General features: G+C 67.5%; 20 protein-coding genes and 1 riboswitch. Of the genes, 8 read left to right on the forward strand and 12 right to left on the reverse strand.

What is annotated here, in order from left to right; all coding sequences use genetic code 11:
* Positions 1 to 150 precede the first annotated feature (150 nt).
* The 3 genes from DIE12_RS16760 to thiC all read right to left on the reverse strand — a co-directional run bounded on the left by DIE12_RS16760 (position 151) and on the right by thiC (position 3,021).
* Positions 151 to 411, reverse strand: coding sequence for a hypothetical protein (locus tag DIE12_RS16760; RefSeq protein WP_044848012.1), 261 nt, complete (start codon positions 409 to 411; stop codon positions 151 to 153).
* Between the two features lie 209 nt (positions 412 to 620).
* Entirely contained in the window at positions 621 to 836 is a 216-nt protein-coding gene (locus DIE12_RS16765) for a glycine zipper 2TM domain-containing protein (RefSeq protein ID WP_044848011.1), read from the reverse strand.
* Positions 837 to 1,089: 253 nt separating this feature from the next.
* Positions 1,090 to 3,021, reverse strand: a complete 1,932-nt coding sequence (thiC, locus tag DIE12_RS16770) for a phosphomethylpyrimidine synthase ThiC (RefSeq protein WP_044848010.1) — start codon at positions 3,019 to 3,021, stop codon at positions 1,090 to 1,092.
* A 124-nt stretch (positions 3,022 to 3,145) separates the two neighbouring features.
* Positions 3,146 to 3,262, reverse strand: a riboswitch (TPP riboswitch).
* Positions 3,263 to 3,532: 270 nt separating this feature from the next.
* Here thiC and DIE12_RS16775 point away from each other — a divergent pair.
* From DIE12_RS16775 to DIE12_RS16785, 3 genes are all read left to right on the forward strand, one after another.
* Entirely contained in the window at positions 3,533 to 3,799 is a 267-nt protein-coding gene (locus DIE12_RS16775; protein ID WP_044848009.1) for a pentapeptide MXKDX repeat protein, read from the forward strand.
* Positions 3,800 to 3,908: 109 nt separating this feature from the next.
* Complete coding sequence (locus tag DIE12_RS16780; RefSeq protein ID WP_124487534.1) at positions 3,909 to 4,541, forward strand: cytochrome b/b6 domain-containing protein; 633 nt, start codon at positions 3,909 to 3,911, stop codon at positions 4,539 to 4,541.
* Positions 4,542 to 4,570: 29 nt separating this feature from the next.
* Positions 4,571 to 5,359 carry a molybdopterin-dependent oxidoreductase gene (locus DIE12_RS16785; RefSeq protein WP_124487535.1) on the forward strand — a complete coding sequence of 263 codons (789 nt, stop codon included), beginning with the start codon at positions 4,571 to 4,573 and terminating at the stop codon, positions 5,357 to 5,359.
* A 41-nt stretch (positions 5,360 to 5,400) separates the two neighbouring features.
* Here DIE12_RS16785 and DIE12_RS16790 read toward each other — a convergent pair whose 3' ends face one another.
* Entirely contained in the window at positions 5,401 to 5,682 is a 282-nt protein-coding gene (locus DIE12_RS16790) for a helix-turn-helix domain-containing protein (protein ID WP_124487536.1), read from the reverse strand.
* On the reverse strand, positions 5,679 to 6,032 hold the full coding sequence (locus tag DIE12_RS16795) for a type II toxin-antitoxin system RelE/ParE family toxin (protein WP_124487537.1): 354 nt from the start codon (positions 6,030 to 6,032) through the stop codon (positions 5,679 to 5,681). The genes DIE12_RS16790 and DIE12_RS16795 overlap by 4 nt, the downstream gene beginning before the upstream one ends.
* Positions 6,033 to 6,534: 502 nt before the next feature.
* On the opposite strand from DIE12_RS16795, the gene DIE12_RS16805 reads away from it, so the two are divergent.
* Positions 6,535 to 7,734 carry an EamA family transporter gene (locus DIE12_RS16805; protein ID WP_124487538.1) on the forward strand — a complete coding sequence of 400 codons (1,200 nt, stop codon included), beginning with the start codon at positions 6,535 to 6,537 and terminating at the stop codon, positions 7,732 to 7,734.
* A gap of 21 nt (positions 7,735 to 7,755) precedes the next feature.
* On the opposite strand, the gene DIE12_RS16810 is transcribed toward DIE12_RS16805, so the two are convergent.
* The 7 genes from DIE12_RS16810 to DIE12_RS16845 form a co-directional block, all read right to left on the reverse strand.
* Positions 7,756 to 8,955, reverse strand: coding sequence for an MFS transporter (locus DIE12_RS16810; protein WP_044848004.1), 1,200 nt, complete (start codon positions 8,953 to 8,955; stop codon positions 7,756 to 7,758).
* A gap of 464 nt (positions 8,956 to 9,419) precedes the next feature.
* Positions 9,420 to 10,244 carry a phosphodiesterase gene (locus DIE12_RS16820; RefSeq protein WP_124487539.1) on the reverse strand — a complete coding sequence of 275 codons (825 nt, stop codon included), beginning with the start codon at positions 10,242 to 10,244 and terminating at the stop codon, positions 9,420 to 9,422.
* Positions 10,245 to 10,282: 38 nt separating this feature from the next.
* Complete coding sequence (locus DIE12_RS16825; RefSeq protein ID WP_124487540.1) at positions 10,283 to 11,314, reverse strand: ABC transporter ATP-binding protein; 1,032 nt, start codon at positions 11,312 to 11,314, stop codon at positions 10,283 to 10,285.
* A gap of 24 nt (positions 11,315 to 11,338) precedes the next feature.
* The gene (locus DIE12_RS16830) at positions 11,339 to 12,235 is read right to left on the reverse strand and encodes an ABC transporter permease (RefSeq protein WP_124487541.1); all 897 of its coding nucleotides are present in this window, start codon (positions 12,233 to 12,235) and stop codon (positions 11,339 to 11,341) included.
* Positions 12,236 to 12,245: 10 nt separating this feature from the next.
* A complete protein-coding gene (locus DIE12_RS16835) occupies positions 12,246 to 13,070 on the reverse strand; it encodes an ABC transporter permease (RefSeq protein ID WP_124487542.1) in 825 nt (274 codons plus the stop codon).
* A 16-nt stretch (positions 13,071 to 13,086) separates the two neighbouring features.
* Positions 13,087 to 14,115 carry an ABC transporter substrate-binding protein gene (locus DIE12_RS16840; protein ID WP_124487543.1) on the reverse strand — a complete coding sequence of 343 codons (1,029 nt, stop codon included), beginning with the start codon at positions 14,113 to 14,115 and terminating at the stop codon, positions 13,087 to 13,089.
* A 65-nt stretch (positions 14,116 to 14,180) separates the two neighbouring features.
* A complete protein-coding gene (locus DIE12_RS16845; protein WP_044844945.1) occupies positions 14,181 to 15,206 on the reverse strand; it encodes a substrate-binding domain-containing protein in 1,026 nt (341 codons plus the stop codon).
* A 1,076-nt stretch (positions 15,207 to 16,282) separates the two neighbouring features.
* On the opposite strand from DIE12_RS16845, the gene DIE12_RS16850 reads away from it, so the two are divergent.
* The 4 genes from DIE12_RS16850 to DIE12_RS16865 all read left to right on the forward strand — a co-directional run bounded on the left by DIE12_RS16850 (position 16,283) and on the right by DIE12_RS16865 (position 21,032).
* Positions 16,283 to 17,431, forward strand: a complete 1,149-nt coding sequence (locus DIE12_RS16850) for a porin (protein WP_124487544.1) — start codon at positions 16,283 to 16,285, stop codon at positions 17,429 to 17,431.
* A gap of 227 nt (positions 17,432 to 17,658) precedes the next feature.
* Positions 17,659 to 18,285 (forward strand): flavin reductase family protein, encoded by a 627-nt coding sequence (locus tag DIE12_RS16855; protein WP_124487545.1) that lies wholly within the window; start codon positions 17,659 to 17,661, stop codon positions 18,283 to 18,285.
* A gap of 468 nt (positions 18,286 to 18,753) precedes the next feature.
* Positions 18,754 to 19,986 carry a 3-methyl-2-oxobutanoate dehydrogenase (2-methylpropanoyl-transferring) subunit alpha gene (locus tag DIE12_RS16860; RefSeq protein WP_044844942.1) on the forward strand — a complete coding sequence of 411 codons (1,233 nt, stop codon included), beginning with the start codon at positions 18,754 to 18,756 and terminating at the stop codon, positions 19,984 to 19,986.
* A 2-nt stretch (positions 19,987 to 19,988) separates the two neighbouring features.
* A complete protein-coding gene (locus DIE12_RS16865) occupies positions 19,989 to 21,032 on the forward strand; it encodes an alpha-ketoacid dehydrogenase subunit beta (RefSeq protein ID WP_124487546.1) in 1,044 nt (347 codons plus the stop codon).
* Position 21,033 lies beyond the last annotated feature (1 nt).

Below are 21,033 nucleotides of genomic sequence, written 5' to 3' on the forward strand. Positions count from 1 at the left end.
GACGGGATGCAAAGGATCTTACACCGCGTTACCGCGCCGTCGTTTCACGATCGGATGAAACGGCAAGAAACGGCCAGAAACGGGAATGTCGCCGGTCGCCGGCCCGGGGCGACCGGCCGCGCGAGACCGGCTGCGGATGGAGCGGCGCGCTCAGTGATGGTGGTGCCAGCCGCCGCGTCCGCCGAAGCCGAAATTGAGCGACAGCGCGGGTCCCCAATAACCGCCCCATGCCGGCGCATACGCGGGCGCCGGGTAATAGTAGGCGGGGCCCGGATCGACGTACACGGGCGCCGGCTGTACCGGTGCGGCCGCGTAATAGCCGCCGGGATAATAGCCGTACGGGTAGTAGCAGCCGGCGAGCGTCGTGCACGCGAGCGCCGCGGCGGCGAGTGCGACGAGGGTCCTGTTCATGATGTCTCTCCGGCGGAGCCGGCAATCGGCAGATGCTTAAGCTTAGGCCGCGCGGCGATGACAAGATGCGCAAAACGGTAACGGATCATTTCCGGGCCGCTGCGTCGTGTTGCGGCGCCGCATACGAAAAACGGCGCTTCCGCCGCGCGGAAACGCCGTCAGGCCGGAGCTTGCCGCGCGTCGCGCGGCAGCCGGGTAAGCCGGCCGGCTTATTTGCCGACCTGGTTGCCGATGATGCCGCCGGCGGCTGCGCCGCCCAGCGTCGACAATGCGTTGCCGCCGATCGCCGCGCCCGCGACGCCGCCGACACCCGCACCGATTGCCGTATCGCGCTGGCGCCGCGTCATCGAATCGCAGGCCGACAGGCTGGCCACCGTCGTGACGAGCAGCGCGCATACCCCAAAACGCCGAATCGAAGCATTCATGATCGTTGTCCTTGCGGTAGTGAACGGAAGGTCGCATGGCCGGATTGCGGCCGCGCATGAAACCAATCTACCTGCCGTCCCACCGGGCTGCTGTAAGGACTTGTTAAGACTCCGACGGTTTCGTAATCAATTGTTTCCCTTGCGCCGGCAGGCACGACGCATGCGCGCGCACGCAAAAAAGCCCGCTCGAAAGCGGGCCTGGTGCAGTGCGCCACGATGCGGTCCGTGCGGACCGCCGCGTTCGCTGGCCGGCTTACTGACGGTGATAGATCTCGGCGCCGGTCTTCACGAACTCGACCGCCTTGACTTCCATCCCCTTCTTCAGCGCTTCGCTTTCCGACACGCCCTGTTGCGCCGCGAACTCGCGCACGTCCTGCGTGATCTTCATCGAGCAGAAGTGCGGGCCGCACATCGAGCAGAAGTGCGCGACCTTCGCGGAATCCTTCGGCAGCGTCTCGTCGTGGAATTCGCGCGCCTTGTCCGGGTCGAGGCCGATGTTGAACTGGTCTTCCCAGCGGAACTCGAAGCGCGCCTTCGACAGCGCGTTGTCGCGGACCTGCGCGCCGGGGTGACCCTTGGCGAGGTCGGCCGCGTGCGCGGCGAGCTTGTACGTGATGATCCCTTCCTTCACGTCGTCCTTGTTCGGCAGCCCGAGGTGCTCCTTCGGCGTCACGTAGCACAGCATCGCGGTGCCGAACCAGCCGATCATCGCGGCGCCGATGCCCGACGTGATGTGGTCGTAGCCCGGTGCGATGTCGGTGGTCAGCGGCCCGAGCGTGTAGAACGGCGCTTCCTTGCACCAGTCGAGCTGGAGATCCATGTTCTCCTTGATCAGCTGCATCGGCACGTGGCCGGGGCCTTCGATCATCACCTGCACGTCGTGCTTCCACGCGATCTGCGTGAGTTCGCCGAGCGTCTTCAGCTCGCCGAGCTGCGCTTCGTCGTTCGCGTCGTAGATCGAGCCGGGACGCAGGCCGTCGCCGAGCGAGAAGCTCACGTCGTACGCCTTCATGATCTCGCAGATCTCTTCGAAGTGTTCGTACAGGAAGCTTTCCTTGTGATGCGCGAGGCACCACTTCGCCATGATCGAGCCGCCGCGCGACACGATGCCCGTCATCCGGTTCGCGGTGAGCGGCACGTACTGCAGGCGCACGCCCGCGTGGATCGTGAAATAGTCGACGCCTTGCTCGGCCTGCTCGATCAGCGTGTCGCGGAAGATTTCCCAGGTCAGGTCCTCGGCCTTGCCGTTGACCTTCTCGAGCGCCTGGTAGATCGGCACCGTGCCGATCGGCACCGGGCTGTTGCGGATGATCCACTCGCGCGTTTCATGGATGTGCTTGCCGGTCGACAGGTCCATCACCGTGTCGCCGCCCCAGCGGATCGCCCACGTCATCTTGTCGACTTCCTCGCCGATCGACGACGTGACGGCCGAGTTGCCGATGTTCGCGTTGATCTTCACGAGGAAGTTGCGGCCGATGATCATCGGCTCGGATTCCGGGTGGTTGATGTTCGCGGGGATGATCGCGCGGCCGCGCGCGACTTCGTCGCGCACGAACTCGGGGGTGATCTCGGCCAGCGCGTTCGCGCCGAAGGCCGCGGCGCCGAACGCCTGGCCCGGGTGCTGGCGGCCCATCATCGCGGCGAGCTTCGCGCCGTTCGGGCCGCTCGACTTCAGGCTCTCGATGTATTCGGCGCGGCGCTGGTTCTCGCGAATCGCGATGTATTCCATTTCCGGCGTGATGATGCCTTGCCGCGCGTAGTGCATCTGCGTGACGTTCTTGCCGGCCTGCGCGCGGCGCGGGTTGCGGTGCAGGCCCGGGAAACGCAGGTCGGCGGTAGCCGGGTCGGCCGCGCGCTCGAGGCCGTACTGGCTCGACAGGCCGTCGAGCACTTCGGTGTCGCCGCGTGCCTCGATCCAGCGCTGGCGCAGCGCGGGCAGGCCCGCGCGGATGTCGATCTTCGCGTCCGGATCGGTGTAGGGGCCCGACGTGTCGTACACGTAGATCGGCGGATTCTTTTCGCCGCCGAAGCCGGTCGGCGTGTCGGCCTGCGTGATTTCACGCATCGGCACGCGGATGTCGGGCTGCGAGCCGGTTACATACACCTTTCGCGAATTGGGCAGCGGGGCAACGGCCGCGGCGTCGACGTGGGCGTCGGCAGACAGAAACTTCGGATTGGCGTTCATGCAATCTCCTGTGTGAGCGCCGGACAGGCGCTTCGGCGCTTGCCCGGAGCCCTTGACGAATGTGGGGCTCGAGCTAAGCAGGAGACGAGGCTTGGTGAGGCGGCGGATTTCGTCAGAAGGATGGCGGTGAAATCCGTACGCTTCCCTGCGCTGGCATTATCCAGATCAGGTTCAAAGGGTATTTCTCACCCGCAATGCCGGTTGTTTGACCGAACGCATTGCAGGACCCCCGCGTTAGCAGCGCACACGATACACTGGCTTGGCGGCGGTTTCAACCGGGACGGGATCGGCCGTCCCGGTGCGGCCGCAGCATGGCGGGCGGTGTGATGGCCCGTCGAAATGACGGCGCGCTTCGCCGCCGCGCGGCCCCACGGCTCGGCCGGCCGCGGCGAAGCGGTGCAACATGGCGCGCCTTCGCGCGACCTCACAAAAAAAATTTCGCAGCGGCTGTCATTTCCCGCGACGTCGTCCGTCTATTCGGCTCCTTAAACCCATGTTTTGGAGAGATGTCATGAAAAACGTACTGATCGCCACCTGTGTCGCTGCTTTCGCCACGCTTGCAACGGGCGCGTATGCGCAGAACGACGCGATGTCGCAAAACGGCTCGTCGATGTCGAAGGACGCGATGGGGCACGACGCGATGGCGAAGGACGGCGCGATGAAGAAGGACGCCATGAAGAAGCATGCGATGAAGAAGGACGCGATGAAGAAAGACGCGATGTCGCACGACGAGATGGGCAAGGCGAAGTCGGACGACAAGATGGCGCCGTCGAACTGACGGAGCCGGGCAGGGCGTGCGGCCGGCGCATGTGCTCGACGACGGCCGCCCGCGTCTCGTTTTGTCTCGACTCGACTCGTCTCGTCGACCCGTTCCGGGAGTCTTCATCATGCAAACCGTTCCCGCCACCGGGCGCGCGGTCGTCACGCCGCCCGCCCGCAAGATTCATCCCCTGTGGGTGCGCGTGAGCCACTGGCTCAACGCGCTCGCGGCGATCCTGATGGCGCTGTCCGGCTGGCGCATCTACGATGCGTCGCCGATCTATCCGCCGTTCGTGTTTCCGCACGGCATCACGCTCGGCGGCTGGCTCGGCGGCGCGCTGCAATGGCATTTCGCGGCGATGTGGCTGCTGGTCGGCAACGGGCTGTTCTACCTGACGATGTCGATCGCGACCGGGCGCCTCGCGCGCAAGATGCTGCCCGTCACGCCGGCGTCCGTGTGGCGCGACGTGCGCGCCGCGCTGCGCGGCCGGCTCGCGCACGACGATCTGAGCGTCTACAACGCGGTGCAGCGTGCCGCGTACCTGGTCGCGATCGTCGATCTGATCGTGCTGGTGCTGTCCGGGCTGACGATCTGGAAGTCGGTGCAGTTTCCGCTGCTGCGCGAACTGTTCGGCGGTTACGACAACGCGCGCGTCGTGCATTTCTGGGCGATGTCGCTGCTCGTCGCGTTCTTCGTCGTGCACGTCGCGATGGCGCTGCTGGTGCCGCGCTCGCTGCTCGCGATGCTGCGCGGGCGCTGACCCGTCAACTCCGGGTGAAGGAAATCATCATGTCGGATTCCGAATACAGGCGCGCTGATTCGCGCTGGACGCTCGACCGCAAGTCGCTCGAACTCGACGTGCGCCGCGAGCTGGAGATGCCGTCGCGGCGGCTGTTCAATCGCCGCATCCTGACGCTCGGCGGCCTGACGATGCTGACCGGCTGCACGCTGAAGGACGACGCGTCGGTCAACACGTTCCTCGAGAAGGTGTCGCGCATGAACGACCGCGTGCAGGCGTGGCTCTTCAGCGGCGAGCGGCTCGCGCCGACCTACACCGAGGCTGACATCACGCGGCCGTTCCCGTTCAACGCGTATTACGGCATCGACGACGTGCCGCACGTCGACGCATCGACGTACCGGCTCGTGCTGTCGGGCCGCGTGACGGGCAAGCGCGTGTGGACGCTCGACGAGCTGTATGCGCTGCCGCACGCGGAGCAGATCACGCGGCACATCTGCGTGGAAGGGTGGAGCGCGATCGGCCGCTGGGGCGGCACGCCGTTCGGCGCGTTTCTGGCGCGTGCCGGCGCCGATACGCACGCGAAATACGTCGGCTTCAAATGCGCGGACGACTACTACGAAAGCATCGACATGCCGACCGCGCTGCATCCGCAGACGCTGCTCGCATTCGACTACGACGGCCATCGCCTGCCGCCGGAATTCGGTTTCCCGATGAAGCTGCGGATGCCGACCAAGCTCGGCTACAAGAATCCGAAACACATCATGGAAATCTTCGTGACCGATACCTTCCCGGGCGGCTACTGGGTCGATCAGGGGTACAACTGGTTCGGCGGATCGTGATGCGGCGGCGCGCGAACGCGTGCTGCCTGCGTCGCGGCGTGTCACACGGATTCGCGCACCTGCAGGTCGACGCGCAGGCCGACCGCCGCCGCCATGTTCACGAGCGCGTCGAGCCCGAACAGGTTGATCTTGCCGCGCAGCAGATCGGACACGCGCGGCTGCGTGACGCCCAGCCGTTGCGCGGCCTGCGCCTGGCTGAGCTCGAGCTGCGCGATGCGCTGCTTGAGCGCGATCATCAGCTCGGAGCGCAGCTTCATGTTCTCGGCTTCGGCCGGCCGGCCTTCGAGTGCGTCCCAGACGCTCGCATGACGTTCGTTGCTCATCGTTTCCTCTCCATCATCAGCGCCCGGTAGCGTCGGGCCGCCAGGTCGATATCGGTCTTGCAGGTGCGTGCCGACTGCTTGCGGAAGCAATGCAGCACGTAGATCGCGTCGGCGAAGGTCGCGACGTAGACGATCCGGAACGCACCGCTCGCATCGCGCAGGCGAATTTCCCGCACGCCCGGGCCGACGGTGCGCATCGGCTTCCAGTCGTCGGGCGCGAGGCCACGCTGAACCTGGTCGATCTGGTGGCCGGCTTCGCGGCGCGCGAGAAGCGGAAAGCCGCGCAGGTCGTCGAGTGCGGTGCCGACGAACACGACGGGCTTCGGCGCAAGAATGGTGGAATTATACAAAATTTTGTATGGGTGGTGTGCGGGTCGAAAGGGCGAATGTCGGCGGCCGGATGCGCCTGCCGACCGTCGCCGATCATCACCATAAGCGCGAAGCGACCGCTGAAGCGCATGACTGGCCATCAGGCCGATGGAGCGATCGCTGCTGCAGGACGGGATGCCGGGCGGCCCGCGCGACGCCCGCGCCGCGCGTATCCGGCCCCCGCTCCGGTTGGTCCGGATGCCGAAAAATGTCGCGCCGAAACGTCAGTCGATAAGCTTTCAGACTGGTCTGATGATGCTTTCGAATCCTTGATGCCATAATGCCGAGCGTGCGCAGCCGAAGCGGCTCGCGCCCGCTTTTCGACCCTCTGCCGCCGCTTGCCGGTTCTTATTCGTCGCCGTTCGCACTGCCATGTCGTTCCGCACGTCCGTCTCCGCCTTCCCGGTCCAGTCAGGGCCGTTTGCCGGTCTCTCCGGCGTCTTTCAGCGGAGCACGCGACACGTCGTGCGGGCGGGCTGAACGATGACCCCGCTCGACCGCCTCCTCGATTTCCTCGCCCGCCTGCCGATCCGGATCCGCCTGCCGCAAAGCCGCGGCGGCCGCGTCGCGCTCGCCCTCGTCTTCATCTATTTCGTCTGGGGTTCGACCTACAGCGGCCTGCATTTCGCGCTGCAGTCGTTCCCGCCGCTGCTGCTGTCGGGGCTGCGCAACCTGCTCGGCGGGATCGGCCTGTTCATCTTCGCGCTGCGGCGCAAGCCCGAATGGCCGACGCTGCTCGAAATCCGCAACTCGGCGATCGTCGGCACGATGCTGGTCGCGCTGTCGTCGGGCACGATCGCGCTCGGGATGCGCACGGTCAGCAGCGGCTCGGCCGCGGTGATGGTCGCGACGGTGCCGCTGTTCGCGACCGTGATCGCGGCGGTCGCCGGGCGCGCGGTGACGAAGGGCGAGTGGGCGGCCGTCGCGCTCGGGATGGTCGGCATCGTCGTGCTGAATTCGGGCGGCGCGGCCGCCGCGAACTCGGCGCTCGGCACGATCTGCGTGCTGGCCGGCGCGCTGTTCTGGGCGGGCGGCGCGCATCTCGCGACGCGGCTCAAGCTGCCGTCCGACCTGTTCCTGTCGACGTCGCTGCAGATCGGCCTGGGCGGGTTGATGTCCACGATCGGGGCGTGGCTGATGGGCGAGCGCATCGAGCAGGTCGCGGTCGCGCCGGTGTTCGCGTTCGTGTACCTGATGGTGTTCTGCACGATGGCCGCGTACGTCGCGTACGGCTACCTGATTCGCCACACGAGCCCGATCATCGCGAGCAGCTGCATGTACGTGAACCCGATCGTCGCGGTCGCGCTCGGCGCGCTGATGCTCGGCGAGCCCGTGACGACGGCAACCGTGGTCGCCACCGTCGCGATCCTCGGCAGCGTCGGGCTGTCGTTCCTGTTCGATCCCGCGCGCCGGCCCGCGGTGCGCGCGGCGGCCGATGCCGCGCCGGGCGTGGTGACCGTGGCGACCGCGGCAACCGTCGCCGCCGAACCGACGGCGGATGCGGCGTCAGTACCGGCTCAGGCGGCGATGCCGGAGCCGGCACCGATCCTCGCGCCTTCCGCGGTACCGCTTGCGGTGCCCGCACCGGCCGCCGTCGTGGACCCGGCCGCGGTCATGGATCCCGCGCAGGCATTCACGCCGCCGCCGGCCGTCAATCCGGCCGCGTCGCGGGCCGACGCATGACGCCGGCGCGCAGGGCGGCGTTCAGTCGCGACGTGCGCCGCGATGGTGGGACCAGCCGGCGAGTGCGGTAAACAGCAGGCCGGCCGCGCACATGCCGATCCAGCCAAAGGCGTGCCACGCCGCGACGCCGGCCGACGAGCCGAGCGCGCCGCCGATGAAGTAGCACACCATGTACACGGTGTTCACGCGGCTGCGCGCCTCGGGCTTCAGCGCGTAGATGCGCGACTGGTTCGAGATCTGCGCGGCCTGCACGCCGACATCCAGCACGATCACGCCGATCACGAGCCCGACGAGGCTCGTTCCCGACAGCGCAAAAATCACGAACGACGCCGCGAGCAGCGCGATCGCGAGCGAGATGATCGCGCGCGGGCCGCGCGTGTCCGCGAAACGGCCCGCGTACGGTGCAGCCAGCGCACCGGCCGCGCCGACGATGCCGAACAGCCCTGCGGCCTGCGGGCCGAGGTGGAACGGCGCACCGGCGAGCAGTAGCGTGAGCACCGGCCAGAACGCGCTGAACGCGGCGAACAGCGCGGCGCCCGTCAGCGACGCCTCGCGCAGCCCGCGCAGTTCGACCGCCAGGTGCCACATCGAGCCGAGCAGCTTGCCGTACGGAAGCGTCGACGTCGGCGAGCTGCGCGGCAGCCGCAGCACGATCACCGCGGCCAGCGCGACGAGCGCCGCGACCGACGCGCCGAACACCGCCCGCCAGCCGAAATATTCGGCGACGAAGCCGGCCGCCGTGCGCGCCAGCAGGATGCCGAGCAGCAGGCCGCTCATCACGGTGCCGACCGCATGCCCGCGCTCGGCCGGCGGCGCGATCTCGGCCGCGAACGGCACGGCCTGCTGCGCGATCGTCGCGAGCACGCCGATCGCAAGGCTCGCCACGGCCAGCACCGCCAGCGACGGCGCGGCCGCGGCCACGATCAGCGCGATCGACAGGCCCGCGATCTGCATCAGGATCAGCCCGCGGCGATCGAAGCGGTCGCCGAGCGGCGCGAGCAGGAACATCCCGGCCGCATAGCCGAGCTGCGTCGCGGTCGGCACCGCGCCGATCCATGACGCGCCGTCCGGGAAGGCCGAGCGGAAGCTGTCGAGCAGCGGCTGGTTGTAGTAGATGTTCGCGACCGACACGCCAGCGATCGTCGCGAGCAGCAACAGCAGGCTGCGCGAGTAGTGGGGCGAGGCGGCGTCGGTCGGACGGTCGGTGGAGGCGGCGGACATGGCGGCAACGGAACGGAGTTGGGCGGCGTGGCGCGCGGCGCGGCGTCGGTGGCGCAGGCGGCCGGGCGCCGAGCGAGCGTGCCGATCATACCGGAGCACCGGGAATCGTGCCGGCGGTGCTGCGGCCCAGCGGCCCAGCGGCTCAGCGGCTCAGCGGCCCAACGGCCCAACGGCCCAACGGCTCAGCGGCTCAGCGGCTCAGCGGGCCCAGCGGGCCCAGCGGCCAGAAGCCCAGAAGCCCAGAAGCCCAGAAGCGCAGAAGCGCAGAAGCGCAGAAGCGCAGAAGCGCAGAAGCGCAGAAGCGCAGAAGCGCAGAAGCGCAGAAGCGCAGTCGGCTGCGCGGCTGGCGCGATCGCAGCATGGCGGGCCGCGCTCAGCCGCAATCAACCGCAATCAACCGCAATCATTCGACGCGGCCCCGACCGGCCGCAGCCGCTCGTCATGCATCCGCGATTGCGTACGGTTCAGTCGACCAGTTCCCCGCTCGGCTCATAGAACGGATACGGCCCGTCGCCTTCGTCCACGTACACGTGATGGGACGTCATCCCCATGTCCGGCGTATGGACGTGCACCGCGAACGCGGGCGGCTCGAGCCGGAACGCGGACGGCGCGTCCGCTCGCAAATCGAACGCGACCTGGTGCGCGGGCGCCGGCACGGCCGATGCGAGCGTGCCGCCGAAGCGCGTGAACATCGTCCGGTGCACGTGGCCGCACAGCACGCGCTCGACGTTCGGATAGCGCCGCAGCAGCGCGTCGAGTTTCGTGGCGGCGGCGGGCGCGAGGCGCAGCGCGTCCATATGTCCGATCCCGGACACGAACGGCGGGTGATGCAGCGCGACGATCACCGGCCGGTCGCGCGCAGCGTCGAGTTGCGCGGTGAGCCACGCGAGCCGCGCATCGCACAGGTCGCCATGGCTCGTGCCGGGCACCTGCGAATCGAGTGCGAGCACGCGCACGGCGCCGACGTCGAGCGCGTACTGCACGAACTCGCCGTCCTGCAATTCGGGACGATCGGCGAACGCGCGGCGCAACCCCGCACGATCGTCGTGATTGCCGACCATCAGGTAATACGGAATCTCGAGCGGCGCGAGCAGGTCGCGCAGGTGGCGGTATTCGTCGTCGTGGCCGAAGTCGGTCAGGTCACCGGTGACGAGCACCGCGTCGGGGCGCGGCACCAGCGCGTTCAGCTTCGCGATGCAGCGCGCGAGCGCGGCGGCCGTGTCGACGCGTCGGTACGCGAGCTGGCCCGGGCGCTTGATGTGGAGATCGCTGATTTGAGCAAGCAGCATCGTCGTTCCTCGGAATGTGTGGTTATCGTGGGGCGGTGTTACGCGGCGAGCGCGATCAGGCCTTCCGGCGCGATCGTGAGGCCGACCGCCGTGCCGCGCGCGAGCTCGATGCGGCCCGGCACGTCGATCACGAGCGCGTCGGGTGCCGCATGCTCGATCGTGAGCCGCGTGCGTTCGCCGAGAAACGCGCACGCGCCGATCGCGCCGCGCAGCGGCGCATGCGCGGGATCGGCGAGCTGCGCATCCTCCGGACGGAAGAACCACTCGTCGGCGGCATGCGGCGTGACGATCGCGCCCCCCGTCGTCACGAGCGCGCCGTCCTGCCATTGTCCTGCAAGCCGGTTCAGCGTGCCGATGAACTGCGCGACCGTGCGGTTCGCCGGGCGGTAGTAGATGTCGCGCGGCGTGCCGATCTGCTCGATGCGGCCCGCGCCCATCACGACGATCCGGTCGCCGAGTTCCATCGCCTCGGCCTGGTCGTGCGTGACGTAGACGGTCGTCACGCCGAGCTCGCGCAACAGCGCATTCATCTCGCGGCGCAGCACGTCGCGCAGCTTCGCGTCGAGCGCGGTCAGCGGCTCGTCGAGCAGCAGCACGCGCGGGCGCACCGCGAGCGCACGCGCCAGCGCGACCCGCTGGCGCTGGCCGCCGGACAGCTGATCGACCGGTTTGTCCGCATGCGCGTCGAGCCGCATCATCGCGAGCAGCTCGTCGACGCGTTCGCGCAGCGCGCGCGGCTCGGTCTTGCGGATCTTCAGTCCGTAGCCGACGTTGCCGCGCACCGTGAGGTTCGGGAACAGCGCGTAGTTCTGGAACACCATGCCGACCTGGCGGCGCTCGATCGGCAGCGCGGTCACGTCGTCGCCGCCGAACCGGATCGTGCCGCCGGCATCCGGCGTGTCGAGGCCCGCGATCAGGCGCAGCGTCGTCGTCTTGCCGCAGCCCGACGGGCCGAGCAGCACGAGCGTCTCGCCCGCGCCGATCGACAGGTCGAGCGGTTCGAGCACGCGCGTGCCGCGGAACGTCTTCGCGCAGCGGGTCAGGGTGATGGGGGTGGAATCGAGTTTCATGGGAAGGGTAAGGTCAGCGCAGGGTCAGCGCGGGCGACGCGTCAGCGCGCGCGTGCCGGACGGATCGACGCCGAGCCACTGCATCGCGACGAGGAGCGGCAGCGTCATCAGCAGGAACACGATCGTGTACGCGCTGCCGACTTCGAGGCGCAGCGACGCATAGGTATCGGCGAGCCCGACGGGCAGCGTCTTCGTGTCGGGCGTATGCAGCATCCAGGTCAGGTTGAATTCGCCGATCGACAGCGTGAGCACCGCGAGCGCGCCCGCGACGATGCCGGGGCGCAGGTTCGGCAGCACGATCGTGACGAAGCGCGTGACGAACGACGCACCGAGGCTCGCCGCGCCTTCCTCGAGCGTGCGCAGGTCGGCGCCGGCGGCGACCGCCGCGACCGCGCGCACCATGAACGGCAGCGTGAACACGACGTGGCCGACGACGATGAACCACAGGCTCATCCGGAACGCGGTGAAGCCGCCGTACACGACCAGCAGCGCGAGCGCCGACGCGAGGCCCGGCAGCGCGACCGGCAGCACGAGCGCTTCCTCGATCACGCGGGCGACGCGGCTCTTGCTGCGCGCGAGCGCATAGCCGGCCGGCACGCCGACGGCGAGCACGATCGCGAGCGTCGCGAACGCGACGCCGAGCGACAGCGCGACCGAGCCCTGGTACTGCTGCCACACCTGTTCGAGCCAGCGCAGCGTGAGGCCGCTCGACAGCCCGCGGAAATAGTTGACGGTGAGGCCCGCGAGTACCGACATCACGACGGGCACGATCAGGAACGCGCACAGCAGCAGCGTGACGCCCCATTGCAGCGCCGCGATCGCGCGCGCGCCCGACACGCGCGGCGCGCGTCTGGCGGTGCCGTTCGCGTGCGACGGAGCGGGCGCCGGCGACGGCGCGGACGAACCGGAAAGCGATTGCATGAAGGAATCCTCAGGCCGCGGCGGCGGCGGTGTGGCCGGTGAACCGGCGCGCGAGCGCGAGCACGGCCCACGTGACGATGCCGAGCACGATCGACAGGCCGGCGGCCGTCGCGATGTTCGCGTTCAGCGTGAACTCGGTGTAGATCGTCATCGGCAGCACGTTCAGGTCGGTGGCGAGCGTGAAGGCGGTGCCGAACGCGCCCATCGCGGTCGCGAAGCAGATCGCGCCGGCCGCGACCAGGCCCGGCGCGAGCGCCGGCAGCACGATGTCGACGAAGATGCGCCACGGCGACGCGCCGAGCGAGCGCGCGGCTTCCTCGAGCGACGCGTCGAGCTTCGACGCGGCCGCGATCACGGTGACGATCACGCGCGGGATCGAGAAGTACAGGTAGCCGACGAACAGCCCGGCAACCGAATACGCGAACACCCACTTGTCGCCGGTCAGCTTCGCGGACAGCATCCCGATCAGCCCCTGCCGGCCGGCGAGCATGATCACCATGAAGCCGACCACGACGCCCGGGAACGCGAGCGGAAAGGTGAGCAGCGCGAGCAGCACGCGCTTGCCGGCGAATTCGCGGCGCGCGAGCAGCAGGCCCGAGGTCGTCGACAGCGCCAGCGTCGCGAGCGTGACGCCGGCCGACAACGCTATCGTTTCGCCGAGGCTCGTCATGTAACGCGCGTTGCCGAGCAGCGCCGCGTATTGCGTGAAGAACGCGCCGTCGGCGGACACCCGCACGAGCGCCGCCATCGGCAGCAGCCAGAACGCGGCGAACACCGCGAGCGCCGGCGCGACGAGGGCGACGCGCCAGCGCAGCGGGAAAGTCAGGTCGAGCATGGCGTGGGTCCGGCGCTTACTGCATCACTTGCAGGTATTGCTGGCCGAACGCTTGCTGGCCGGCCGCCATCTTGCCGAAGTCGACCGATTTCGCCCGGGCGTATTCGCTCGCCGGCAGGAACTTCGCGGCGACGTCGGCGCCGAGCGTCTGCGCGCGCACCGGACGCAGGTACGCATTGGCCCACAGCTTCTGGCCTTCGTCGGACAGCACGAAGTCGAGCACCTTCCTGCCGTTCGCGTCGTGCGGCGCACCCTTCACGAGGCTCATCACGTACGGCACCGCGATCGTGCCTTCCTTCGGAATCACGAACTCGACGTTCGCGTGATCCTTGTACTTCGCGCGATACGCGTCGAAGTCGTAGTCGAGCAGGATCGGAATCTCGCCGGACAGCACGCGCGCATACGCGGTCTGCTTCGGCACGATCGGCGCGTTCGCCTTCAGCTTGCGGAACCAGTCGAGCCCCGGCTTGAAGTCGTCGAGGCTGCCGCCGAGCGCCTGGTTGACGGCCACGGCGCCTGCATAGCCGACGAACGCGCTCGACGGATCGAGGTAGCCGACCATGCCCTTGTATTCGGGCTTCAGCAGGTCGGCCCACGAGCGCGGGACCGGCTTGCCGTCGAGCGCGTCCTTGTTCACGAAGAAGCCGAGCGTGCCCGAGTGGATCGCGAACCAGTAGCCCTGCGGGTCCTTCAGGTTCGCGGGGATGTCGTTCCAGTGCGCGGGCTTGTACGGCGCGATCACGCCCTTGTCCTTCGCCTGGAACGCCGACGACACGCCGAGATAGACGACGTCGGCGACCGGGCTCTTCTGCTCGGCGATCAGCTGCGCGATCGCCTGGCCCGAGTTCTTGTTGTCGAACGGCACGCGGATGCCGGTCTTCTGCTTGATCGCCGCGATCTGCGCGGCCCAGTCGGCCCATTCGGGCGGGCAGTTGTAGCAGATCGCCGATTCGTCGGCATGGGCCGCGGGTGCGAACGCGACGAGCGCGGCGCAGGCGACGGGGGCTGCGAGCACGCGCAGCAGCGAGGTCAGGCGAAAGGACACGATGGATCTCCGGGCGGGGGCGGGGTAGCTTGCGCGCGCCGTGCACGATGGCGCGGCGCGTGCGTTCAGGCTTGGTGCAACTGCAGGTCGGCGGCCGGCGGCGCGACCGTCGCGCCGTCGCGCACCGTATGCGGCAGGATCAGCGACGTGCGCTCGATCGTCGCGCCGCCGATGCATTCGACGAGGCGCTGCCATGCATGACGGCCGATGTCCTGGTTCGGCGTCGCGACGCTCGCGAGCGGCGGTGCGAGCAGCTCGCCGATCGCGATGCCGTCGAAGCCGAGCACCGACAGGTCGTCGGGAATCGAGAAGCCCGCGCGGCGCAAGCCGCGCATCACGACCATCGCGAGCAGGTCGTTGCTGCAGAAGAGGGCGGTCGGGCGCGTGGCTCGCGCGGTGAGGTGCGCGAGCACCGCGTCGGGCAGCTCGGCCGCGTTGAAGTCGACCTCGACCGGCGGCAGCGTCGCGACGCCGGCCTCCTCGAGCGCCTGCGCGTAGCCGAGATGGCGCTGGCGAGCGCGATCCGACGCGGCGAGCGAACCGGCCAGCATCAGCACGCGGCGATGACCGCGTGCCGTCAGCATGCGCACGCCGTCGTAGGCGGCGCTGCGGTTGTCGACCGACACCGACGGGCGGCGTTGCGTGTCGTTGTGCATCAGCACGTAGTGCGGGCCGTCGCGGTCGAGCATGTCGAGCAGCGGATGCGTGTCCGCATCGGCGACGGTCAGGATCAGCCCCTCGACGCGCTGCTCGCGCAGTGTCTCGATCGCGTGGCGCTCGCGCGCCGCGTCGTATTCGGTCGTCATCAGGATCAGCTTGAAGCCGGCCGCGGTCGCGAGTTCGTCGATGCCCTGCAGGCAGTCGGCGAATACAGGGTTCGACAGCGTCGGCAGGACGACACCGACGAGCCGCGTGCGCTCGCCGCGCAACTGCCGGCCGAGCGGGCTCGGGCGGAACTGCAGCGTGTCGATGGCGGTGCGGATGGTCGCCAGCGTGGCGGGGCTGACGGTATGCGGCGCGTTGATCGCACGCGAGACGGTGGCGATCGAGAAGCCGGCGAGCGCGGCGACGTCCTTGATGGTCGGGGGCATGAAGTTACGCGATGTAAACGTTTTCGACGGGAGAATTATCGAAAGCGTTTGTGACTTCGCGATGACTGACGAGACGTCTGTTTCGTAAAAGATGCGATACAAACATCAGACGGTTGGCGCCCGGCGAGCGGGGCGGATTCGATTGTATCGACGGATGCTGCGGCGCGGGAGGAAATCGGCGACGGTGTCGCGCCGACGTCGATTGCGGCGCTCGAGTTCGGGTATGGACAGGGCAGGCCGACATGCTGCATCGCGATGCAATGCGCGCGAATCAGCTAATGCATGCGCAAGCAATGGTAGAATCGCGTCCGCCCTTTTGCCGGGGTGATGAAATTGGTAAACATAGCGGACTTAAACGATTGAGTGCCCGGCCGGAAACGACCGGTGCAGAACCCTTCAAATTCGGTGAAACCCCTGACGCGCGCCGTGCGTCGAGGCAACGCCGAGCCAAGCCTCGCGGTACGACTGCAGCGAGGAAGGTGTAGAGACTAGACGGGGGGCGCCTAAGGCGCACGGGCGGTAATACCGCCCGCGCGCGACGGCGAAGGCATAGTCCAGCGCACGAACGGCGTCGTTTCGACGACGCCGGCTTTGAAAGAAGCAGTGTGACGAAAATCCGCCGCCTTAACTGGCTTGCCGGTTCGAGTCCGGTCCCCGGCACCAAGATCGCTTCCATGCGATTCCATGACGTTCCGAAAACCCGCGAGAAACAAGCCGCTCGCGGGTTTTTTGTTTTTCAGGTCGTGCTTCGCTTCGATGGCGGCGGCCGGTTCCCGTAGATCCCCCGCGCTGGCCAAACGCAAACGTACCGGCGATTGAAATATCGATTCCCCGCGATTTGCTTCAGGCGTCCGCTCGTCGCCCGAATGAGGCGCGCTTCAACACCCGGCTATCCGCTTTCCGCGCCGAAAAACAGCCGGCGTTCTGGAGAGCACCTTTCCGCTGCAGGCCACTAACAGCAGAAAAACGGCTCATTACACTGCGCCCGTCGCATCGCGGGGAAACATCGATGCGACGCACATTCGCAGCACGCAACCGTTGCGACCAGCAAACGAAAGACCTGGGGGTAAATCGTCATGAACATGCGTTTGGGGATCATCGCACCCGCCGCCTTGCTTGCTGCCGCGGCGCATGCACAAAGCAGCGTGACGCTGTACGGCAAGATCGAGGACGGTATCAACTACACGAGCAACGCACGCGGCCACGGCACCGTGCAACTGCAAAGCGGCTATGACTACGGCAGCCGCTGGGGCATCAAGGGCACCGAAGACCTCGGAGCAGGCTACCAGGCGATTTTCACGCTCGAGAGCGGCTTCGACGTCAACAACGGAAAAATGAGCCAGGGCGGCCGGGAATTCGGCCGTCAGGCGTTCGTCGGCATCGCGTCGGACCGATACGGCACCCTGACGTTCGGTCGTCAGTACGATCCGAGCGTCGACATCTTCTCGCCGCTCACCGCAAACGGCAACTGGACCGGCTACCTGTTCTCGCATCCGTACGACAACGACAACACCGACTACTCGTTCCGCGTGAACAATGCGGTCAAGTACGTGTCGCCCGTATGGCACGGCGTTACCGCGGAGGCGATGTATGGATTCAGCAATCAGGCGGGCGGCTTCGCGAACAACCGTCTATATGGCGCCGCGCTGCAATACCAGCAGGGCGGGCTGACGGTCGGCGCCTCGTATTTGAAGATCAACAACGCACGCAATGCCGATTCGAACGGGGCGATCACCGGCGACAACACGTTCGATGCATCGTCGCAGCAGAACATCGGCATCGGCGTGAATTATGCGTTCTCGAATGCCCTCGTGGGATTCACGTATTCGCACGTCGACGTCTACGATCCGACTTCGAACGCGTATTTCACCGGTACGACGCAGCCGGCGGGCGGTGCGTGGCAGTCGTGGAAATTCGACAACTTCGAGGTGAACGGCCTCTATCACTTCACGACCGCGTTCTACGTCGGCGCGGCATATACGTACACGCAGGCCCGCGTCGCGTCGACGGTCGGCGCGTTCAATCCGAAGTGGCATCAACTGAGCGCGAAGCTGAACTACGACTTGTCGAAACGCACGTCGGTATTCGTCGAAGGTGTCTATCAGCATGCGCTGAACGCGCACACTGGAACCGACTTCGACTACGCGTACGTTCCGGGCGCCGCCGATATCTCGTCGGGCCCGAATCAATTCGTCGCGCGAGTCGCGCTGCTGCATCATTTCTGACGCTGCTATCCGGGCGGTTATCGGTCATGTGTGGGTAAAAAAGTCCTGAACTTCGGGCTTGAAGGGAAATGTCGGCTCGACGGGCCATGGCGGGCCACTTCGCTGCGACGAAAGCGCCGCCGTGTGATACTTGGCACGTACGTCGCACAGGCCGTCGCCACCATCGTCGCGCACGTGACGCGGCCGATGGAATCAAACGACGTTTCCCTCCCGCAAGACCACCCGCCATGACCGACTCGAACTACCACTATTACGAACCGTCGCAAGGCCACGGGCTGCCGCACGATCCGCTGAACGCGATCGTGGGCCCGCGCCCGATCGGCTGGATTTCCTCCCGCGGCAACGACGGCACGCTCAACCTCGCGCCGTACAGTTTCTTCAACGCATTCAACTATCGTCCGCCGATCATCGGCTTTTCGAGCACCGCCGCGAAGGACAGCCTGCGCAACGTGCAGGAAACCGGCGAGTTCGTCTGGAACCTCGCGACGCGCGACCTCGCCGACCGGATGAACCAGACCTGTGCCGCCGTGCCGTACGACGTCGACGAATTCGAACTCGGCGGCCTGACCGCGATTCCGTCGCGCCTCGTCGGCGTGCCGCGCGTGGCGGAAAGCGGCGTCAACTTCGAATGCAAGGTGACCGACGTGATCCGGCTGCGCGATCACCGCGGCGTCGAGACGCCGGCCACGCTGGTGCTGGGCGAGGTCGTCGCCGTGCATATCCGTCACGACCTGCTGAAGGACGGCATCTTCGATACGTTCGGCGCGGGCATCATTCTGCGTGCGGGCGGCCCGTCCGCCTATGTGCACGTGACGCCCGACAGCCGCTTCGACATCGCGCGCCCCGACGCGTGATGCATTGCATCATCGACGCATCGCGCCATCGCGCCATCGCGCTTTCGCGCTTTCTCGCCCATCGCACCATTACGCGCCGGAATGATCCGGCGCGCGAGCGCTGAAGCACGCGGACGCGCACCGACAAAGACAAAGACCCCGCCGAAATCCAGGATTTCGCGGGGTCTTTCGCTTCGTACCCTCCGACACGCGTGACAGACGCGCATCGATTCCGCGCTCCCCGACGCGTTGACGCATCGCAGCACACGCAACCGTCCTTCAAACCCACCGGCAATGCCGCTCGCCCATCGTCGCCGCCATGGCAAATCTGCTCACCCCGAACGAGCGGGTTGGGCATCGACGTCCGGTACTGCAAGGCATACATTCCCAAGGTTGGCGTGCTTATCCGCGTGCCAGCCCGCGCGTGAGCCGGCAACCGGCCGCGCGTTCCAATCAGCGTGAGACACAATCGAGCGTGGAGACGACACGATGAGCCTGTCAGAGCCATTGCGTCTGCATGTGCCGGAGCCCACCGGGCGCCCGGGCTGCAAGACGGATTTTTCCTATCTGCATCTATCGCCGGCCGGCGCGGTTCGCCGCCCGCCGATCGACGTAGCGCCGGCGGACACCGCCCATCTCGCCCGCAGCCTGGTGCGCGTGCTCGACGATCACGGCGAAGCCCTCGGCCCGTGGGCGCCGGATCTCGACGATGCGCGCCTGATCGCCGGGATGCGCGCGATGCTGAAGACCCGCATCTTCGACGCGCGGATGATGATCGCGCAGCGTCAGAAGAAAATCTCCTTCTACATGTTGAGCCTCGGCGAAGAGGCGATCGGCGCCGCGCATGCGATGGCGCTGCGTCACGGCGACATGTGCTTCCCGACCTACCGCCAGCAAAGCATCCTGATCGCGCGCGACGTGCCGCTCGAACGGATGATCTGCCAGCTGATGTCGAACGAAGGCGACCCGCTGAAGGGGCGCCAGCTTCCGGTGATGTACTCGGACCGCGAAGCCGGCTTCTTCTCGATCTCCGGCAATCTCGCGACGCAGTTCATCCAGGCGGTCGGCTGGGCGATGGCGTCGGCGATCAAGGGCGACACGAAGATCGCGTCCGCCTGGATCGGCGACGGCGCGACCGCGGAAGCCGACTTCCACACCGCGCTGACGTTCGCGCACGTGTATCGCGCGCCGGTCGTGCTGAACGTCGTCAACAACCAGTGGGCGATCTCGACGTTCCAGGCGATCGCGGGCGGCGAGGGGACGACCTTCGCCGGGCGCGGCGTCGGCTGCGGCATCGCTTCGCTGCGCGTCGACGGCAACGACTTCCTCGCGATCTACGCGGCGTCGACCTGGGCCGCCGAACGCGCGCGCCGCAATCTCGGCCCGACCTTGATCGAGTGGGTCACCTATCGCGCCGGCGCGCATTCGACGTCGGACGATCCGACCAAATACCGGCCGGCCGACGACTGGGCCCATTTCCCGCTCGGCGATCCGATCGCCCGCTTCAAGCAGCACCTGATCGCGAAGGGCATCTGGTCGGACAGCGCGCACGACGCGCTCACGGCCGAACTGGAAGCCGAGGTGATCGCCGCGCAGAAGGAAGCGGAGAAGTTCGGGACGCTGGCCGACGACCGCATTCCGTCGCCGGCGTCGATGTTCGACGACGTGTACAAGGAGCTGCCCGCGCATCTGCGCCGTCAGCGCCAGGAACTGGGAGCGTGATCATGGCGCAACATGAAACAACGACGGCATCGGCCCAGCCGATGACGATGATCCAGGCGCTGCGCTCCGCGATGGACGTGATGCTCGGCCGCGACGACGACGTGGTCGTGTTCGGGCAGGACGTCGGCTACTTCGGCGGCGTGTTCCGCTGCACCGAGGGGCTGCAGGCCAAGTACGGCAAGTCGCGCGTGTTCGATGCGCCGATCTCGGAAGGCGGGATCGTGGGCGCTGCGGTCGGGATGGGCGCGTATGGCTTGCGGCCGGTCTGCGAGATCCAGTTCGCGGACTACTTCTACCCGGCCTCCGACCAGATCGTGTCGGAAGGCGCGCGGCTGCGCTATCGCTCGGCGGGCCAGTTCACCGCGCCGATGACGATCCGGATGCCGTGCGGCGGCGGCATCTACGGCGGCCAGACGCACAGCCAGAGCCCGGAAGCGATGTTCACGCAAGTCTGCGGACTGCGCACGGTGATGCCGTCGAATCCGTACGACGCGAAAGGACTCCTGATCGCGTCGATCGAGAACGACGATCCGGTGATCTTCCTCGAGCCGAAACGCCTGTACAACGGGCCGTTCGACGGCCATCACGAGCGTCCGGTCACGTCGTGGCTCAAGCATCCGGGCAGCGAGGTGCCGGAAGGCTATTACACGGTGCCGCTCGACACGGCCGCCGTCGTGCGGCCCGGCAACGACGTGACGGTGCTGACGTACGGCACGACCGTCCACGTGTCGCTGGCGGCCGCCGAGGAGACCGGCATCGATGCGGAAGTGATCGACCTGCGCACGCTGTGGCCGGTCGATCTCGACACGATCGTCGCGTCGGTGCGCAAGACCGGCCGCTGCGTGGTGGTGCACGAGGCGACGCGCACCTGCGGCTACGGCGCGGAGCTGGTGTCGCTCGTCCAGGAACACTGCTTCTACCATCTGGAGGCACCGGTCGAGCGGACGACGGGCTGGGACACGCCGTATCCGCACGCGCAGGAATGGGCGTATTTCCCCGGGCCGGCCCGGGTCGGCGAAGCGTTGCGACGCGTGATGGAGGCCTGAG

It is taken from the genome of Burkholderia sp. Bp9015 (assembly GCF_003853505.1).
Lineage (GTDB): Bacteria > Pseudomonadota > Gammaproteobacteria > Burkholderiales > Burkholderiaceae > Burkholderia.

Excerpts from the sequence above, each read along its gene's own strand:
- DIE12_RS16860 (WP_044844942.1), top strand. The coding sequence starts at position 18,754 with ATGAGCCTGTCAGAGCCATTGCGTCTGCATGTGCCGGAGCCCACCGGG.
- DIE12_RS16765 (WP_044848011.1), bottom strand. The coding sequence starts at position 836 with ATGAATGCTTCGATTCGGCGTTTTGGGGTATGCGCGCTGCTCGTCACG.
- DIE12_RS16850 (WP_124487544.1), top strand. The coding sequence starts at position 16,283 with ATGAACATGCGTTTGGGGATCATCGCACCCGCCGCCTTGCTTGCTGCC.
- DIE12_RS16845 (WP_044844945.1), bottom strand. The coding sequence starts at position 15,206 with ATGCCCCCGACCATCAAGGACGTCGCCGCGCTCGCCGGCTTCTCGATC.
- DIE12_RS16830 (WP_124487541.1), bottom strand. The coding sequence starts at position 12,235 with ATGCAATCGCTTTCCGGTTCGTCCGCGCCGTCGCCGGCGCCCGCTCCG.
- thiC (WP_044848010.1), bottom strand. The coding sequence starts at position 3,021 with ATGAACGCCAATCCGAAGTTTCTGTCTGCCGACGCCCACGTCGACGCC.
- DIE12_RS16835 (WP_124487542.1), bottom strand. The coding sequence starts at position 13,070 with ATGCTCGACCTGACTTTCCCGCTGCGCTGGCGCGTCGCCCTCGTCGCG.
- DIE12_RS16780 (WP_124487534.1), top strand. The coding sequence starts at position 3,909 with ATGCAAACCGTTCCCGCCACCGGGCGCGCGGTCGTCACGCCGCCCGCC.
- DIE12_RS16810 (WP_044848004.1), bottom strand. The coding sequence starts at position 8,955 with ATGTCCGCCGCCTCCACCGACCGTCCGACCGACGCCGCCTCGCCCCAC.
- DIE12_RS16790 (WP_124487536.1), bottom strand. The coding sequence starts at position 5,682 with ATGAGCAACGAACGTCATGCGAGCGTCTGGGACGCACTCGAAGGCCGG.
- DIE12_RS16820 (WP_124487539.1), bottom strand. The coding sequence starts at position 10,244 with ATGCTGCTTGCTCAAATCAGCGATCTCCACATCAAGCGCCCGGGCCAG.
- DIE12_RS16775 (WP_044848009.1), top strand. The coding sequence starts at position 3,533 with ATGAAAAACGTACTGATCGCCACCTGTGTCGCTGCTTTCGCCACGCTT.
- DIE12_RS16805 (WP_124487538.1), top strand. The coding sequence starts at position 6,535 with ATGACCCCGCTCGACCGCCTCCTCGATTTCCTCGCCCGCCTGCCGATC.
- DIE12_RS16760 (WP_044848012.1), bottom strand. The coding sequence starts at position 411 with ATGAACAGGACCCTCGTCGCACTCGCCGCCGCGGCGCTCGCGTGCACG.
- DIE12_RS16825 (WP_124487540.1), bottom strand. The coding sequence starts at position 11,314 with ATGAAACTCGATTCCACCCCCATCACCCTGACCCGCTGCGCGAAGACG.
- DIE12_RS16785 (WP_124487535.1), top strand. The coding sequence starts at position 4,571 with ATGTCGGATTCCGAATACAGGCGCGCTGATTCGCGCTGGACGCTCGAC.
- DIE12_RS16865 (WP_124487546.1), top strand. The coding sequence starts at position 19,989 with ATGGCGCAACATGAAACAACGACGGCATCGGCCCAGCCGATGACGATG.
- DIE12_RS16855 (WP_124487545.1), top strand. The coding sequence starts at position 17,659 with ATGACCGACTCGAACTACCACTATTACGAACCGTCGCAAGGCCACGGG.